Below are 18,082 nucleotides of genomic sequence, written 5' to 3' on the forward strand. Positions count from 1 at the left end.
ATTTTTTATCGTGATTGGTTTGTAGTTTTATGTGTAGGATAAAATCTTATAACTCTAATTAACTTATAAAATTTTTAAACATTGCCATATTAAGTTTTCATCTAAGATTTTTGAGATAATAAAATCAGGCGAGCTAATTCGAGGTCATCTTGATAGGTAATTTTAATATTATCGGAACGGCCTTGAACCACATCAACCACTGCACCAGCATATTCCAGCGCACTTGCTTCATCTGTGATCTTAATATTATTTTCTAAAGCCAATTGAATAGCATGTTTAAGCACACCAATTTTTGCGATTTGTGGAGTTTGAGCTTGCCACAAATGATTTCTATCAATGGTTTTAGAGATATGCGAACGATCAACGACCTGTTTAAGAGTATCTCTTACAGGAATGGCCAGAATTGCATTCGTTGTATATTTGATCGCATATTCAGCCAAAGCTTGCAGGCAAGAAAGACTCACACATGGTCGAGCAGCATCATGTACCAGCACATAATCTTCATCTGATGCGATGGACGACAAATATTGTAAAGCGTTAAGTACAGAATCAACCCTCTCTAATCCACCCTTGCAAAAATGTGCTTTATGCTTCTGGGTAAGAGGCAAATTCTGGGCAACATGATCATGCTCGTTAATTGCGAGAACATACCCTTCAAGTGTTAGACCATTTAATCGCTCAACTGTATGTTCGAGCACAGTCTTGTTTTCAATAGTTTGATATTGTTTTAACGCTGTTTTAGAGAAACGACTCCCAGAGCCAGCAGCAGGAATAATTGCCCATAATTTAATCTGGGATATCTGGTGAAGGTGGGGTTTCATTAGTTTGAGTGTCTACTTTTGCATTTGGATCGATATAAATTGGCTTATAATGAGTACTGATGGTACTCATTTGCACAAAGGTTTCATGAGGTTTAATTAAACCTAAATCCAAACGTGCATGTTCCTCAATGGCTTCTGTTCCATTTTTGAGATCAAATACTTCGGCAGCTAAAATTCGATTACGTTCTTTTAGCTCTTCATTGATTTCAGCTTGTTGAGCAATTTGTTGAGCTAAGGCTTGATGAGGGAAATAGCCACCCTCACCCCACCAAAAGCTATATTGAAGACCTGCGACCAATACAATCACAAGCCCCAATATCAGTTTGCTCGAAGTTGATTTAAAGACTTCTAACATAGTATCCAAAGATTAATTTAAGCCTTTGAATTCAGCTTTACCGCGATAAGCTGCTTTAGTCAATTCTTCAATACGAAGTAATTGGTTATATTTTGCTACACGATCAGAACGGCAAAGTGAACCTGTTTTGATTTGACCTGCAGCAGTACCCACAGCAAGATCGGCGATGGTTGAATCTTCAGTTTCACCTGAACGGTGTGAAATCACTGTAGAGTAACCATTGTCTTTAGCAAGATAGATTGCATCAAGCGTTTCAGTCAAGGTACCAATTTGATTGTACTTGATTAAGATAGAGTTACCTACTTTCTCATTGATACCACGTTGAAGGATTTTCGGGTTGGTAACGAACAAGTCATCACCCACCAACTGGATTTTGTCACCTAAAATAGATGTCAAGTAAGACCAACCTTCCCAATCAGACTCATCTAAACCATCTTCAATTGAGATAATTGGATACTGGTTTACAAGACCCGCTAAATAGTCAGAGAACTGATTGCTTGTGAATGCTTTATTGCCTTCACCTGCCAAGATGTACTGACCATTTTTGTAGAATTCTGAAGATGCACAGTCAAGTGCAAGCATGATGTCAGAACCCGCCTTATAGCCAGTTTGACCAATCGCTTCAAGAATAACAGTGATTGCCTCTTCGTTAGAACGCAAGTTTGGCGCAAAACCACCTTCATCACCTACAGCAGTGTTTAAACCTTTTTTGTTTAAAACTGATTTTAGAGAATGGAAGATTTCAGCACCTGCACGCAATGCTTCAGAGAATGAAGTGAAGCCAACAGGCTCAATCATAAATTCTTGAATATCAACGTTATTATCTGCATGCGAACCACCATTGATGATGTTCATCATAGGTACAGGCATCGTCAAAATGGTTTGACCACGTAAGTCTGCGATGTATTGGAAAAGAGGAATTTTCTTTTCATCGGCAGCAGCGCGTGCAGCAGCTAGCGATACCGCTAAAGTTGCATTTGCGCCTAATTTTTCTTTATTTTCAGTACCATCAAGCTCAATCATCGTATTATCGATGTCTTTTTGTTCAAATACTGATTTGCCCACTAAAGCATCGCGGATAATGGTGTTGACATTGTTAACCGCAGTTTTAACACCTTTACCCAAATAGCGTGCTTTGTCGCCATCACGAAGTTCTAACGCTTCACGAGAACCAGTTGAAGCACCAGATGGTGCACATGCACGGCCAACTACGCCAGATGCTAAGATTACGTCTGCTTCGATGGTCGGGTTACCACGAGAGTCCAAAATTTCACGTGCACGAATGTCAACGATTTGGCTCATGAACAATTCCTCAATTGAATGAAAAATAAGATGCAATCATTTGCATCAATGAGTATCTAACTTTTTGAATCCTTTAACTAAAGCATCCAATTCTTTTAATTGTGCCAAGAACGGCTCAAGCTGTGATAGGCGTAACGCACAAGGACCATCACATTTGGCTTTTTCAGGATCAGGATGTGCTTCCAAGAACAATCCAGCCAATCCAGTCGCCATCCCTGCGCGAGCTAATGTCGTAATTTGTGCACGGCGTCCACCTGCCGAGTCAGCTCGACCACCAGGTGTTTGAAGTGCATGCGTGACATCAAAGAATACCGGCACATTCATCTCTTTCATGGTGTCAAAACCAAGCATATCGACCACAAGATTGTTGTAGCCAAAAGAGGTTCCACGCTCACATAAAATCAGCTTGTCATTGCCCGCTTCAAGACACTTGTTCAAGATATGATTCATTTCACGCGGCGACAAGAATTGTGCTTTTTTAATATTAATAATGGCTTGAGTTTTTGCCATTGCCTCAACCAGATCCGTTTGACGGCTCAAAAATGCAGGCAATTGAATAATATCGGCAACCTCTGCAACAGGAGCAGCCTGATACGGTTCATGCACATCGGTAATAATTGGAACATTAAAATGTTTTTTAATTTCACCGAGCCATTCAATGCCTTTTTCGAGGCCAGGACCACGAAACGAATGTAGGCTTGAACGGTTTGCTTTATCAAAACTTGCTTTGAAAACGTAAGGGATTTCAAGGCGTTTGCAGATATCTACATAGGTTTCTGCAATTTCAAATGCAAGATCTTTCGACTCAAGTACATTCATTCCGCCAAATAATACAAATGGCAAATGATTTGCCATTTGTATATCGCCTAAACGTACAATCTCTTGGGGTTTTAATTGTGACATTTAAACAGTCCTAGTTTATGCGTCGTATTATTTCGTTTTAAGGTGCTGTTTTTTCGCAGCATCGATAAAGCTAGCAAATAATGGATGTCCATCACGTGGCGAACTTGTAAATTCAGGATGGAATTGTACAGCAATAAACCAAGGATGTTCAGGAATTTCGACTGTTTCAACCAAATGTTGCGCAGTTGAATAGCCCGAAATTTTCATACCCGCTTTTTCAATTGGCTCAATAAAGCGGTCGTTCATTTCATAGCGGTGACGATGACGCTCTACAATCTCAGCTTTACCATAAACTTGACGTGTTTTTGTGCCTTCGACCAGTTCAGATTTTTGTGCACCTAAACGCATGGTTCCACCAAGATCTGACTCAACGCTGCGCTGTTGAAGTTCACCACGCTCGTCTAACCACTCTGTGATCAGACCAATGATTGGGAACTTGGTCGAACGATTAAATTCAGTCGATGTTGCTTCTGCCAAACCTGCAACATTACGCGCATATTCAATTACCGCAAGCTGCATGCCCAAGCAGATTCCTAAAAATGGAATACCTTGCTCACGCGCATACTTGATGGCCAACATCTTGCCTTCTGTTCCACGCTCACCAAAACCACCCGGTACAAGGATGGCATCAGCCGTAGACAAAATAGAGATATCTTGGGTTTCAAGTGTTTCTGCATCGACATAGTCGATCTGAACTTTTACGCGATTTTGAATACCCGCATGAAGCAAAGCTTCATTGACAGACTTATACGCATCTGGAAGTTCAACGTATTTACCCACCATTGCGACACGAACAATGTATTCAGGGTTAAATAACGCTTCGCATACCTGATCCCAATCTGAAAGATCAGCTTGTGGCAAATCGTTGTAGCCGAAACGCTCACAGATGAGGTCGTCTACTTTTTGCTCGTAGAAGTTACGCGGAATTTGATAGATGGTTTTCGCATCTTTACACACTACAACCGCACGTGCTTCAACATTGGTAAACAATGCAATTTTACGTTTGGTGTCGGCGTCAACATCATGCTCTGTACGGCAGATCAAAATATCTGGTTGAATACCAATTGACAATAATTCTTTCACAGAATGTTGAGTTGGTTTGGTTTTCAACTCTGCTGCTGAACGAATATATGGGAGGAGTGTCAAATGCATCAACATCGTACGCTTATGGCCAAGTTCGACCATTAACTGACGTACAGATTCCATAAATGGTAAAGATTCGATATCACCAACCGTACCACCGATTTCGACAATCGCAACATCGTAGCCTTCACCAGCTGCAAGAACACGCTCTTTGATGTTATCGGTAATATGTGGAATAACTTGAACCGTACCGCCTAAGTAATCGCCACGACGTTCTTTATTTAAAACGTCTTGATAAACACGACCACTGGTAAAGTTATTCAATTTGGTCATTTTCGCACGACGTAAGAAACGTTCGTAATAGCCCAAATCTAAATCTGTTTCGGCACCATCTTCAGTAACAAAAACTTCACCGTGTTGGAATGGACTCATTGTCCCCGGATCAACATTAATATATGGATCCATTTTTACCATGGTTACTTTTAAACCACGGGCTTCTAAAAGTGCAGCAACTGAAGCAGCTGAAATACCTTTACCTAGTGATGAAACAACACCACCAGTTACGAAAATAAAATGGGTCATTGGGTTTCTCGTACAATCGAGCCTAAATCGGCATGCAATGCTGGGCAATTTTACTTTACTCTGCACCTATAAAGCAAAGTCATTCAGCATCAAATCTTAGAACAATAAACAATTGGTTATTCTATCAGCAATTTTAAAGAAAATTTAGAACCTACAAGGAGGATTTTCATCATGAGTTTTATTGTTATAATGACCTCACCTTTTTAAAGCTTTAATTTGTACAAGTATGAATAAGAAATTTTTAATCTGTGGTCTGCTTGCGACTGGTTTGATACTTACTGCATGTGTCAAAAAAGAACCACCTAAAGATGAAAACCAAGAACAGGTAGATGCAACGACTCAAGAGCAACAGCCAACAGAGTTTAAACCGTTACAAAGTACCGAAAACAATCAGCCTAGCTCTACCGCAGAACAGACTGTTGTAATTGAACGTATGGAAACACCAAATACCACCACAGAGATTCGTCGTGAGCAGCACCATACACCTCGTGAAACTGAGCCTACAACACCAAAAAAAGAGGAACCTAAAGTAGATTCTGCTGCTTCTGCAGAATCAGCAAACACCCCAAGCCAATCTAGCCGCCAAAATTCAAATCAATCGCGTAGCGAAGATGATGCTGTGGCAGATGCAATTGCAGCAGCTACACCTGCACTTAAAAACTAATTGTATTTATGCACTGAATCAGCCTGTATTTAAATATGGGCTTTTCTATCTTAAAAATCACAACCATCCATTTGTTTTTAATTCGTTTTAATTTGTTGATTATATGAAATATAACTCCTAAATCACACAGTTAAAATCCTCTCAAAACTGATCTTATGCTAAGCTCAGTCAATTATATTATTTTTTACAATAACAGATGACAAAAGAGGATAAATAACATGACTTATAATCATATTTTGGTGCCTGTAGACGATTCTGATATTTCCTCAGTCGCTACTCAACATGCACTTAATTTTGCAAAAGTATTTGGTAGTCGTGTAACAGTTATGAGTGTAGTTGCGATAGATCCATTTGTTGGAGTTGATTTTTATAAAGTTGCGCCAGCAGTCACCCATCATATTATGGAAGCTGAAACCCATGCACAGGCACATCTGGAAAAGTTAAAACAGCTTTTCATCGATCAAGGCATTGATGCTGATATTAAAATCATTCGTGAAGAACCCACCCCAACGGGTATTTTAAACATTGCAGATGAAGTGAATGCTGATTTAATTATTATGGGATCACATGGACGCTCTGGTCTTAAAAAGTTCGTTTTAGGTAGTGTTGCTCAAAAAGTAGCAAGTGAGAGTTCGATTCCTGTATTGATCATTAAGAGATAAATTTTTATTTTCTAAAAGATATACATTTAGGCTTTATAAGCTCATTTGCAGCAATGCATCTTTTAGAAATACATGGAAAATGCACGATAAATAGGTTTTTGATTAATCTATTTGTCGTGCAGGTGTACAGACTTGATCAATAGTCACAGTAATCATTCTATTAGAAATTTTAAGCTATTAGCTTACAACCTCTTATGCCAATGTTTATCAGGAACATTCATACTCACCAATCCTAATCCGATTGAATGATTTAGATCCTTCCTAATCTTTACTTCAACCTTATTCATCTCACCACAATCTGGAATATACTCAAATTGATACTGCTGATTCAGCATGTGTACAATCGCATTTAACATATCCAGTTTTAAATGCAAGCACTTTTTATTACTTGCATCAATTTCAGGGTTATAATTCAATAAACCAAGTTGGATGGATGTTGAGGCAATCTTACCAATTTCATTACACTCTTCTGAGAGCTTTAACAACAAGAATTGTAAATGATTCATCATACCTCCAAATAATAAATGTCTATCTCGTTGAGTTCATCCTTTCTCAGACGCATCCCTTCCTTGATTTTTGGTTTTAAGAATTTAATACTTTATTAATCAATATTTATGTTTAAATCATAGATACATCCACAAAGCATTAAATCATGTCGCATAGTCGTAATGACCTAATATATTCTTAGAAAGCTTAAAACACCTTAAAATATTCATTTTTTAAGAAATATAACGACCCCATCACAAATATAATATTTTTAACGGTATGGTTGTCAAATTATTAAATATTATGAAACATTTATTAATTATTAATTGAAAAAAATGTGGAATTTGAAAATGCTATTGTTTGATTGCTCTATTAAAAAAATACAAAATAAAATACTTAGCGTGGTGAAATTTAAAGACGCTTAACCTGTACTTAAGAAAATTTTTAATTAACAAACTTTATTTCTTATCAAAAATGCGAATTTAATTACATTATTCATGTGAAGCATATTTTTTCTATAAACAAATTTTTATTTATTTTTACTGATTAAAAATGATTGAGCCTCTCAAACACCCATATAAAAAAGCTCTTAATCAAACGATTTTTTTAAAATACAGTTTCATTAAGAGACTTTCTAAAGTCAATCTTCTTACCCACAAGATGCATCTATAATTTTTTTAGATAATGGATCAGTCGTAATGGTAATACGATTTTCACGATAATCCATAGTCACTGGTTGTCCTGGCGCAATATTACGAATGAGTTCTGCTTTGGTTAATTTTTTAATTTGATCATTTGTTAAACCTGATTGACCAATCAGCTTTTGAGCTTCATCAGGTGCACATATCTTTTGTTGTGAATGAAAAAACTCCCACTCTTCCACAACTTGCCCATTTGGCAAAGTACAGTATCCAACTTGTCCATTTGCTTCATTTTTGATATTTAATTTTCCTTTCTGTTGAATACAAAACTCGCTGGCAGGATTTGCCATACCAACTTTAAGTTTTGAATCATCTTGGTGCTGAATGGATGAACACGCTGCTAGAGGTAATAGCAATATCGAAAGTAATGTGATTTTTTTCATATTTTAATATCCTATTAAATGATATAGATTCTATTAACTACTAATTTCTATTTATTTCTAGGACTCTCCGTTTAAAGAGAGTCCTAGCATAAATTAGTTTAATAAAAATTTTCTAATTTTTTAAACACTTAAAATGCTATTCAGCGTTTCTTTTACATTTTTCGACTTAACATGAGGTTGTAAGTCTTTTAAGGCATTTTGGACGTTGCCTCGCTGAGGTTCGGCCAGCGTGTACCAGCGTGACAATACTTGCAATAACCGAGATCCTAAAATTGGATTTTTTTCATCAAAGTATTCGGCTAAACCAATGTAATGCTCTACACCAAAGCTCCATGCATTCACAGGATTATTACTTAAACCGCCACTGACTGAACGTACTCGGTTTGGTGTACCCAAATCATAGTCTGGATGTTCGGTCAGTGCTTTAATTGTTTCTGCAGTCGCATTTGGATTGGCTGCCTGAACCATAAACCACTGATCCAGAGACAGTGCTTCGTCTTTATAACGACGATAAAAATCATCCAAAGCATTTTGAGCCTGTGGCGCATCATTCCAGACTAAAACACGTAATGCACCCAAACGCTCAGACATATTTTTAGTTTGAGAATATTGCGTGTAAGCCAAATCAAAAACACTGTCATCACCTTGACGTGCCATCATACTCAGCATAATGTTTTTGAGTGCACGCTCTCCCATTGCCTGAGAAAAATCGTTCTGCAGTGATGGATCAAGAGATAAATAGGTTTCTTTCCAGAAAGCACCCAGTTCTCTTGCTAAAGTTTCCAAGACAGAATTACGCTTTTCCTGAATCGCTTCAGGCTTGTAGTCATGATCGATACGACTGCCCAAATAACCTTCAGTTGGCACGTCAAATAACCGCGAAGCAAGTAAAGGATCTTTTTTTACAAGGTCTGGCAATGTATTTTTGATCGCTTTAATATAAGGCTCGACCGCATGATCTTTTAGCAAAATTCGCTCAAGTAAGGTTTGCGAAGCCTGCCATTGATTAAAACCATTGGTTTCATATTCAATTAAAAATGCAAGTTCATCATCACTATAGTCAAAATCAAGATTGACTGGTGCAGAAAAGTTTCTCAGTAATGAAACAACGGGCTTCTGAGTAACATTACTAAATTCTATGGTCGCAGTATCTTGATCAAACAAATACACCCCATCCTGAACTTCATTTACAAATAAGTCCTGACAATGCAATGTATATTGCTCGCCTGTTTCGGCATTAAATAGTGCCAGTGCAACAGGAACGGGCACAGCTTTTAGATTTGGATATTTAGGGTGTACTTTCAAACTCTGTTTAAAGCTTAAGCGATAAACATGATTTTGCTCATCATACTCACCCTTTGCTTCAAGTTTAGGCGTCCCAGGTTGGTTGTACCAAGTTAGAAAGTTAGATAAATCTACACCCGAACCTGCTGATAATGCATTTACCCAGTCTTCAACTGTAACCGCTTGTCCATCATAACGATGGAAGTATTCATCTGTTCCCTGACGGAATTTTTCTTTACCCAGTAAAGTCGACATCATACGATTAATTTCTGCACCTTTTTCATAGACAGTGGCGGTATAGAAATTATTAATCTCGACAAAATGATCAGGACGCGGTGGATGCGAAAGCGGACCAGCATCTTCTGGAAATTGATGTGCTTTAAGTACCGCAACATCATCGATACGCTGTACCGCAGCCGATTGTAAATCTTCTGAAAAAGATTGATCACGAAAAACCGTTAAACCCTCTTTTAAACAGAGTTGAAACCAGTCGCGGCAAGTAATTCGGTTGCCTGTCCAGTTATGAAAGTATTCGTGTGCAATTACCGATTGCACACGCATAATCGCAGCATCTGTCGTATATTCTTCATCAGCAAGTACGCAAGAAGTATTGAAGATGTTTAGACCTTTATTTTCCATGGCTCCCATGTTGAACTGACTGACCGCAACAATCATATAATTGTCTAGGTCGTATGGACGGCCATAATGTTCTTCATCCCAGCGCATCGAATGTTTTAGAGCTTCCATAGCAATATGGCATTTTGGAATATCCTTTTCGATGGCATAAATTTCAAGTGCAACCTCACGACCTTCAGAGGTAGTGTAATGGTCTTTCAACACCGCTAAATCACCAATAACGCAGGCAAATAGATAGCTTGGTTTTTTAGTTGGGTCTTGCCAGATGGCAAAGTGACGGTTTTCACCCACAGTACCGGTTTCAAGTAAATTACCGTTTGCCAGTAATACAGGAAACTTTTTATCAGCTTCAACACGTGTGGTGAATTCTGCCAAGACATCTGGACGATCTGGATAAAAAGTAATTTTACGAAAGCCTTCTGGCTCATTTTGAGTGACAAACAGATCACCACCAGCTTTGTACAATCCTTCTAGCTGTGTATTACTTTCAGGATGAATCACAACCTGTGTATTTAAAATGACTTGATCTGGTGCATGCGTGATCACCAATTGCTCATGATCAAGCTGATATTGTCCTACCTCAAGATTTTTGCCATTAAGTACAATAGATTTTAGTTCAAGATCACGGCCTAAAAGCACTAAATCACCTGCCGTTTGACGATTCATCACCAAAGTAGATTCTACGACTGTATGATCATCATAAACTTGAATATCAAGATTAATCGATTCAACTAAAAAAGAAGGTTTCTGATAGTCTTTCAAATAAACAGTTTGATCAGCTTGCACGTGTGGATTTGCCGCAATATTCATATATTTTCCTGTTTTACCTTATCATGCGTGACATTGGTATTTATTGTGTATGTTCTTGATCATACGCCAACTTCATCAATGTGTCTTCGTCGTTTCGATTTAGAATTAAGATGCGACTGATTTCATGATTTTTCAATTCTTAAATGTTTTAAATGCTCAAAAAACGTTGCGTTTCTGCAAATATCATCTTCAACAATTCCTTTGAGAAAGCTTTTTTTCTTATTTTCAATAGTTACTTCAATTTACATTTTTAAGTATTGATTACATTTTGTGCACGTTTTTTGCTTAGTCATTTATGACGATCTTGGTCATTATAAAAACTTCACATCTAAGAGGTGAATAAAATGGAACTAACACAACATATACATCGTGCAGAAAATATCAAAGCTATTCATGATCTACATCAGGCTGGCCTATGCCACAATGTGATCGCTGTCTTTATGAGTGCAGAAGGTATTCACTTAACCGAGCAAGATGTTAGCACTATTGTAAATACCTACGATGCACTGGGTAAAGAGAAAGCACCAACCCGAAAAGTTAAAGCCCTGATCGCTGCTAAAAAACTGGGACAGCATGATGAATCACTTCCATGCCCTGTCTAGTCGATAGTATTTAAGAATCAAATTTTATTTTCAACTTCAACAAAACCTGAAGGTTGGCAGTTCTGAGAACACCTTCAGGTTTTTAAATCTTTCATATCGAATCTAAACTGCCATAACCATTCTAAGCACGATATAATCAAATATTGTATTTGGATTTTGAGTTCTACTTTGAATATTCTGCGAAAACAGCTTGATGAAAGTATCACCTGTCCACTTTGCCAAGCAGCCATGTTTTTGGTCGATGCAGAAGAATTTGATCAGGAGATTCAGTTTTACGAGTGTAGCCATTGCCAACATCGTTTATTTAATGAAGAAAATCGCACCTGTCACTGTGCGACATGCACTCAACAGCGCAAAAAACTGATCCAACAAACTCGCCAGCAAGAACAACTTAAATACAAAATTAAAGATGAAAGAATTTTTAATCTGAATGAGTTAAGCTTTCTTCATAAACTTTTTTTGCTCTCTCTGCTTGATGATCAGGTTCAGGATAACGTTCCACATGATGAATATATTCACTGGGATCGAATTAAGTATCATGCAATTACTCCCAATTATTTTTTTCAGAGTGCAGTATTCAAGGAACTTATAAAATACGGAATTTTAGTGCCACAAGATGATCAGGATAATCCCCAGAGCTATATGATTCGAACTCGTCTTGACGGATATTCCGACCCAAGTTTATTTAGTATTACACAACAGCTTCGTCATTGGTTTTATGAAAACCTCAGTTTAGGTATTCCTTATAAAACCACAGAAGAAGTAAAGAATGCTCTTTTTCTGGTTCTTTATCAGGAAGTTGTGCAGTTTATGCAGATGTATTGTCGTACATGGGGTATCCAGATTGCAGGTAATCGCCATTTTCAGCAATTTTGTTATCGTTTGATGGATAGCTTAGCAATTGGACAAATTTACTATCTCATTCAGACCGCACTTGACTACTTATACACTCAAAAAGCCTTGCAAACTCGTAATGAAAATTTCATTAATACCAATTTACTTAAAAAGACGCTTGAGCAATATCGTGAACGTTCTGTTAATGAAAAATGGGAAACATCTACATTACCTCGTCCCATGAACTTGCCTTTGAGTAAAATGAGTCAGATTTTTTTGTTTCATTTTTTATCTTATGATGAAAATATTTTCATGCAACCGATCTGGCGGGCATGGCGAAAAATCGAGCCACGTTTAAATTTTTATTCTATTAAGCGCTGTATGTACTGCGGCTCCAATGACCTTGAGGTTGATTATGACGCAACAGATTATGTGTCTTTAATTTGCCGCAATTGCAAACATCAAGATCATTATTTTACACAATAATTTTTCATTCTTTGCAGGGAAGATATGTATAACTCATCTAATATTATTGATTACGTGATTGATGCTTGGGAAAAATTACAGGAGCAAGCGCCCCTTGTGCAATGTATTACCAATAGTGTTGCAGCCAATTATGCAGCTAATGTATTGCTGGCCGCTGGCGCATCACCTGCTATGATTGATAACCCATTTGAAGCACGAAGTTTCACTGAAATTAGTGGTGCGCTCAGTATTAATGTAGGCACACCGACGACTGAACAAATCCAGGCAATGCAAATTTCTGCAAAAACAGCACACGAGCATGATATTCCTTGGGTGCTTGACCCCGTTGGTTACGGCCCTATTTTGAAGTGGCGTAGTGATATGGTGGATGAACTATTACAGTATCATCCTTCTGTGATTCGGGGTAATGCTTCTGAAATTGGTGCACTGGCAGGCAGTTTAGTACAAAGTAAAGGCGTTGATAGCACTTTAAAAAGTGATGAGATGTTCCAGCTTGCACACAACTTACTCACCAAGACAAGCTGTGTCGCCATCTCGGGTGAAACTGACTACATCTTGTCAAATGCAATGACCTGCATTGTAAAAGTTCGCGGTGGTAGTCACTTACAGCCTAAAATTACCGCCACTGGCTGTGCTTTAGGTACACTCATCGCAGCGTACTGTGCAGTCGCGCCTGTGCATTTGGCTACAATAGCAGCTCATATTCACTTTGCCATTGCAGGTAAGCTCGCTTATGATCAGGCACAGACCATTGGTAGTTTCAATACCATGTTTATGGATTATATCCACATGATGGATGCCAATTTAATTGAACAATATGCTTGTATCGAGCTAATTTCAGATGATTGAAAATCTCAATTCTATATTTTTAAAATATTTAGAGACGATTTTAATCGTCTCTAAATCGGTTTATTTTAGCAGCAAATAAATATCGGTGACCAAATCAGCTTCTTTTACTTCATGTACAAAATTATGATAATGAAAGAATACTGGATAATCGCCCGCTTCTTCTTGTTGCGCTGGTAACCAGTTTCTGAATAAAAAATACACGCTATCCCGTATATAATCATGACTTCCCCAATGCCGAACCATAGCATAGCGTCCCGCGGGAATTTCACTCATTTCGATACCTTCATTATTCTGATCAATCGACTTAGTGATTGATCCTGCAATATCGAAGCGAAATTCTTTTTCAGGTGTCTGTTCAGGATCCGAAAAAGGAATGCCATAGGTTGCCGAGGTTTTAACAGGAGACAACCCTGTTCTTTTACGCCATTCGATAAACTTGGCTGCAGTTTCAAATACTTTTTCAGGTGAACCCTGATGAGAAATATAAGCAATCTTCTCAACAGGTCGTTCAATAATGGTCACGTTCATTTTCAGCTCACTTTCAGGGGTGAAATAGACAAACTTCCTGTGCCAATTTTGCCAGTTTGGCTCAACTCTAAAGGCACTGGGTGTTTGATCAAATGAACGTTTAAACGCTCTTGCAAATGCTTCTGGACTATCAAAACCAGCATCTAAAGCAATCTCGATCACTTTTACTTCTGGTTTAAATACAAGCTGAAATGATGCGCGTTTTAATCGCAACATTTGTGTATATTTCATTATATTCATGCCCAGATGTGCATAAAAAATACGATGAAAATGAAATCTGGATAATCCAGCAACTTCACTCAGTTGTTGTAAACTTAAAGTTTCATCCAAATGTTGTTGAATGTAATCACACACGCACTTTAATTTCAGATCATAAGCCGTCATAGCTTTAATACATGTTCATTTGATCGGCATATTATGAAATGATTAAACATGCCGATCCTGATCAAAATTGCGATTTAATCACTTGTTTGAAATAATCCTGTTTGGGCATTTCAATCAACTCTACGCAGCTTTGTACAGAAATTTTTTGCTGATTTAATACCTGATCTGCAACCAGAGTCTCAAATACTTTTTGACCTATTTCTGTTTTTTGTTGTTGGTTACGTCCAGACAATAGATACACTTTAACATGCACATAAGCCTGCTGCTCTGTATCCAATCCAATCACAAAAACATCGTCTTTATGCGCTCTGGATTTAATATCAATTGCTTGACAGTAACCTGTTTCTACCAATGCATGGTTAATTTTTAATAAAAGTTGCTTAGGCTCAAAATTTTCTAAATTTGCAGAATAATCAATGACAACGTGTGGCATACGGGTGACCCTACTATTCAATAAACAACAGCGCTAGACGCACCTGATCATAGCCCATGCGTGGACTGGTTAATTCAACAATCGGTTTGAGTTTGATCGAACCATCATCATTAAAGTTTTCTGGTCGTTTGCTTTTTTGTACGCGCTTATAGAGTTTACGAATTTGTTCGACGACCTCTTCGCCAGGGTGAGCAACAGAAATATCCAGACCTTGCTCTTTTTGCAAACGTGCCAAATGATTGATAATTGTAGCTGGAGTCAAACCACGCTCAACAGCAATATCCTGAATTTCATAACCTTCTTCAAACAAAGCACGGGTTTCATCTAAAGTTGCTGATCCGTAATTTTGTTTCGCACCTTTTAACAACTTTTTCTCATTACGTGAAATTTCAGTTTCATTGAGCGTACCACCGCAGTGGCGAATAAAGGCTTTGTGCTGATCTGCCAAATCAATTTCTGCAAAATGATCCTCTGCCTCTTGTGATAATTCCTGAAAACGTTTGTCCGCTTTAAGCGCCAGCGCATCAAGCTCCAAAGCTTGTTCATTAAAACCAAGTAAGCGTAGGCCAGTTAAAGATTTAAGTCGGGATAAAGCCACGTAACCCTGACCTTTTTCAAAAGTATGTGTCAGATTAATTTCCGCAGCTTCTAAAGTCATGCCCTGACTTTTATGAATGGTAATTGCCCATGCTAAACGCAGGGGAATTTGCTGAAAGCTGGCAATACTCTTTCCTGCTTCATTTTCAATCGACCAAGTTTCAGGCTCAACCAACAGTGTTGTGCCGTCAGTCATTTTTACTTTAGGTAAAATGCCATGTTCATCATCTTCTTCAAACCCAATCACTTCACCTAAACTACCGTTGATATAGCCCATATCAAAATTGTTTTTTACAAACATTACTTTGGCATGTTTTTTTAAAGTCAGCTCTTCAGGCGCACGTACCGATGACTTTAAAGTTTCTAGAAGCTTGTCGTTACCATCCAAAACCGCATTAAATTGATGACTTTCATTTTCAATTTCATTCAAATGCTGAAAATTAATGTTATCAACATCCATATTGTGCGTGTATAAACGCGTAAAAGTTTCGCCAATATTATGCTGCCGTGATGTAAGCAAAGCATGCTTATGCTCATTTTGAATATTCTGTGCACGAATCGCATTCAAAATTTGATTAAGTATTTCATCGTCCTGACGATGCTGTTCAGTCAGATAGCAGACCCGAAATTTAGCTTCGACCCAGGCATCGGACATAAAACAAAACTTGTCGCGATTGCGTTCGTCATTTTTTCCTACAGGCGGCAACTGAAAAAAATCGCCTGCAACAATCACCTGAATACCACCAAAAGCCTCATCACTTTCTTTAAAATATTTGAGTACTTGGTTCACTAGATTAAGCTGTTTGGCGTGCAGCATCGAAATTTCATCAATAATTAAAACCTGAGCATTTTCAAGATGTTCTTTTAAATATTTTCGCTCTTTCATGCGTTTAAGATCATCATCCGACAAGCGATCTTTAATACCAATGCCTGCCCAAGTATGAATGGTCATCCCATTCATATGTGTCGCTGCAATTCCTGTTGATGCTGTAACTGCCACAGGTACTTTTCGTACTTTCAAATAGTTGATGTACTGATTCAGTGTATAGGTTTTTCCTGCACCAGCCGAACCAGTTAAAAAAACATTTTCACCCGCTTTTAGCAACTTCAGTGCAGTTTCTTGCTTCATAACCTAATGACTTTAATAAATGTGCGCATAGCTTAACGATTTTAATGAGAAAGTTAAATCCCAATACATAAAAATTGGTTTTTTATTATTTAAATTCAATACTTTAAAGTCAATCTAATTATTGGTAGGTTTTTGGTAGGTAGGAAAAGAAAAGCGTTCTGAGAATACTAGGCTCATGGTGAAGATCACCTAGATAACAAACAATGGATTAATGGAAGAAGGAATCACTCCATGGCTTTTAAAAATATTGCTGACCAAACAAACGGTTTTTATATCCCTTGTGTCTCCCTTTTTGGCCCTGGTTGTGCCAAAGAAATTGGTACCAAAGCACAAAATTTAGGTGCAAAAAAAGCACTCATCGTGACTGATGCTGGTTTATTTAAATTTGGTGTAGCTGACACTATCGCAGCATACCTTAAAGAAGCTGGCGTAGACAGTCATATTTTCCCAGGCGCTGAACCCAATCCGACAGATAAAAACGTACATAATGGCGTTGATGCATATAATACCAATGGATGTGACTTTATTGTATCGCTCGGTGGTGGATCATCTCACGACTGTGCAAAAGGTATTGGATTAGTTACCGCAGGCGGTGGTCACATTCGTGATTACGAAGGAATTGATAAAAGTACTGTTCCAATGACGCCGTTAATTGCAGTCAATACCACTGCAGGCACAGCATCTGAAATGACACGTTTCTGTATTATTACCAATACAGATACACATGTAAAAATGGCGATTGTAGATTGGCGTTGTACCCCACTGATTGCCATTGATGACCCTAAGCTCATGATTGCTAAGCCTGCAAGCCTGACTGCTGCGACTGGTATGGATGCGCTGACACATGCTGTCGAAGCTTATGTATCTACTGCTGCGAACCCAATCACAGACGCCTGTGCCGAAAAAGCAATCAGCATGATCAGTGAATGGCTCAGCCCAGCTGTTGCCAATGGTGAAAACCTTGAAGCACGTGATGCAATGAGCTATGCCCAATATCTTGCAGGTATGGCATTTAACAATGCGTCATTAGGTTATGTTCATGCCATGGCGCACCAACTTGGCGGTTTCTACAATCTGCCACACGGCGTATGTAATGCGGTATTGTTGCCACACGTTTGTGAGTTCAACCTGATTGCTTGCCCAGAGCGTTATGCACGTATCGCAGAATTAATGGGCGTAAATACACACGGCCTTACGGTGACTGAAGCTGCATATGCTGCAATCGATGCAATTCGTACATTATCAAAATCAATTGGTATCCCATCTGGCTTGACCGAGCTTGGTGTAAAAACTGAAGATCTTGCAGTAATGGCCGAAAATGCACAAAAAGACGCGTGTATGTTGACTAATCCACGCAAAGCAAATCACGCTCAAGTTGTAGATATTTTCACAGCAGCATTGTAAACCAGCCCTTATCTGCTCCAAATTTCCTCTCTAAGTAAGTCTTCTCTCCAACAGACTTACTCAGTTTTGGGAATATCAGTCCGGTGATATTCCCTTTTTTTCTTTCTCATGATCATATTGACAAAAATCTTATTTCGAACAACGATGGTATAGTTTTATTCATC

At 38.3% G+C, this 18,082-nt stretch carries 17 protein-coding genes; 6 read left to right on the forward strand and 11 right to left on the reverse strand.

Going from position 1 to position 18,082, the window contains the following annotated elements; translation table 11 throughout:
- Positions 1 to 101: 101 nt before the first annotated feature.
- The 5 genes from ispD to F952_RS10980 are packed head-to-tail and all read right to left on the reverse strand — an operon-like array spanning position 102 to position 5,046.
- A complete protein-coding gene (gene ispD, locus F952_RS10960; protein WP_004927344.1) occupies positions 102 to 821 on the reverse strand; it encodes a 2-C-methyl-D-erythritol 4-phosphate cytidylyltransferase in 720 nt (239 codons plus the stop codon).
- Positions 787 to 1,176, reverse strand: a complete 390-nt coding sequence (gene ftsB, locus F952_RS10965) for a cell division protein FtsB (protein ID WP_017385035.1) — start codon at positions 1,174 to 1,176, stop codon at positions 787 to 789. Before ftsB ends, ispD begins: the two co-directional genes overlap by 35 nt.
- A 12-nt stretch (positions 1,177 to 1,188) precedes the next feature.
- Positions 1,189 to 2,478 (reverse strand): phosphopyruvate hydratase, encoded by a 1,290-nt coding sequence (gene eno / locus F952_RS10970; RefSeq protein WP_004927349.1) that lies wholly within the window; start codon positions 2,476 to 2,478, stop codon positions 1,189 to 1,191.
- A gap of 45 nt (positions 2,479 to 2,523) precedes the next feature.
- Positions 2,524 to 3,381: a 3-deoxy-8-phosphooctulonate synthase gene (gene kdsA / locus F952_RS10975; RefSeq protein ID WP_004927353.1), complete on the reverse strand. Its 858-nt coding sequence runs from the start codon at positions 3,379 to 3,381 to the stop codon at positions 2,524 to 2,526.
- A gap of 27 nt (positions 3,382 to 3,408) precedes the next feature.
- Positions 3,409 to 5,046 (reverse strand): CTP synthase, encoded by a 1,638-nt coding sequence (locus F952_RS10980; RefSeq protein ID WP_004927357.1) that lies wholly within the window; start codon positions 5,044 to 5,046, stop codon positions 3,409 to 3,411.
- Positions 5,047 to 5,272: 226 nt separating this feature from the next.
- On the opposite strand from F952_RS10980, the gene F952_RS10985 reads away from it, so the two are divergent.
- Both F952_RS10985 and F952_RS10990 read left to right on the forward strand, forming a co-directional pair.
- The gene (locus F952_RS10985) at positions 5,273 to 5,710 is read left to right on the forward strand and encodes a hypothetical protein (protein WP_004927361.1); all 438 of its coding nucleotides are present in this window, start codon (positions 5,273 to 5,275) and stop codon (positions 5,708 to 5,710) included.
- Positions 5,711 to 5,928: 218 nt separating this feature from the next.
- Positions 5,929 to 6,372, forward strand: a complete 444-nt coding sequence (locus tag F952_RS10990; protein WP_004927366.1) for a universal stress protein — start codon at positions 5,929 to 5,931, stop codon at positions 6,370 to 6,372.
- A gap of 182 nt (positions 6,373 to 6,554) precedes the next feature.
- On the opposite strand, the gene F952_RS10995 is transcribed toward F952_RS10990, so the two are convergent.
- The 3 genes from F952_RS10995 to pepN form a co-directional block, all read right to left on the reverse strand.
- A complete protein-coding gene (locus F952_RS10995) occupies positions 6,555 to 6,878 on the reverse strand; it encodes a hypothetical protein (protein WP_004927369.1) in 324 nt (107 codons plus the stop codon).
- Between the two features lie 629 nt (positions 6,879 to 7,507).
- Positions 7,508 to 7,942, reverse strand: a complete 435-nt coding sequence (locus tag F952_RS11000; protein ID WP_004927373.1) for an I78 family peptidase inhibitor — start codon at positions 7,940 to 7,942, stop codon at positions 7,508 to 7,510.
- 120 nt (positions 7,943 to 8,062) lie between these two features.
- A complete protein-coding gene (pepN, locus tag F952_RS11005) occupies positions 8,063 to 10,672 on the reverse strand; it encodes an aminopeptidase N (protein WP_004927376.1) in 2,610 nt (869 codons plus the stop codon).
- A gap of 344 nt (positions 10,673 to 11,016) precedes the next feature.
- On the opposite strand from pepN, the gene F952_RS11010 reads away from it, so the two are divergent.
- From F952_RS11010 to thiM, 3 genes are all read left to right on the forward strand, one after another.
- Positions 11,017 to 11,274, forward strand: a complete 258-nt coding sequence (locus F952_RS11010) for a hypothetical protein (protein ID WP_004927379.1) — start codon at positions 11,017 to 11,019, stop codon at positions 11,272 to 11,274.
- A 228-nt stretch (positions 11,275 to 11,502) separates the two neighbouring features.
- On the forward strand, positions 11,503 to 12,594 hold the full coding sequence (locus F952_RS11015) for a hypothetical protein (RefSeq protein ID WP_370458610.1): 1,092 nt from the start codon (positions 11,503 to 11,505) through the stop codon (positions 12,592 to 12,594).
- A 24-nt stretch (positions 12,595 to 12,618) separates the two neighbouring features.
- On the forward strand, positions 12,619 to 13,443 hold the full coding sequence (gene thiM / locus F952_RS11020) for a hydroxyethylthiazole kinase (RefSeq protein WP_004927382.1): 825 nt from the start codon (positions 12,619 to 12,621) through the stop codon (positions 13,441 to 13,443).
- Between the two features lie 60 nt (positions 13,444 to 13,503).
- Here thiM and F952_RS11025 read toward each other — a convergent pair whose 3' ends face one another.
- From F952_RS11025 to F952_RS11035, 3 genes are all read right to left on the reverse strand, one after another.
- Entirely contained in the window at positions 13,504 to 14,355 is an 852-nt protein-coding gene (locus F952_RS11025; RefSeq protein ID WP_004927384.1) for an AraC family transcriptional regulator, read from the reverse strand.
- A gap of 61 nt (positions 14,356 to 14,416) precedes the next feature.
- Positions 14,417 to 14,788 (reverse strand): 5-carboxymethyl-2-hydroxymuconate Delta-isomerase, encoded by a 372-nt coding sequence (locus tag F952_RS11030; protein ID WP_004927387.1) that lies wholly within the window; start codon positions 14,786 to 14,788, stop codon positions 14,417 to 14,419.
- A gap of 13 nt (positions 14,789 to 14,801) precedes the next feature.
- A complete protein-coding gene (locus F952_RS11035; RefSeq protein ID WP_004927388.1) occupies positions 14,802 to 16,514 on the reverse strand; it encodes an AAA family ATPase in 1,713 nt (570 codons plus the stop codon).
- Positions 16,515 to 16,745: 231 nt separating this feature from the next.
- Between F952_RS11035 and mdh the strand changes: the two genes are divergently transcribed.
- Complete coding sequence (gene mdh, locus F952_RS11040; protein ID WP_004927390.1) at positions 16,746 to 17,918, forward strand: iron-dependent methanol dehydrogenase; 1,173 nt, start codon at positions 16,746 to 16,748, stop codon at positions 17,916 to 17,918.
- Positions 17,919 to 18,082 lie beyond the last annotated feature (164 nt).

Source organism: Acinetobacter baylyi DSM 14961 = CIP 107474, from assembly GCF_000368685.1.
GTDB classification, from domain to species: Bacteria; Pseudomonadota; Gammaproteobacteria; order Pseudomonadales; family Moraxellaceae; genus Acinetobacter; species Acinetobacter baylyi.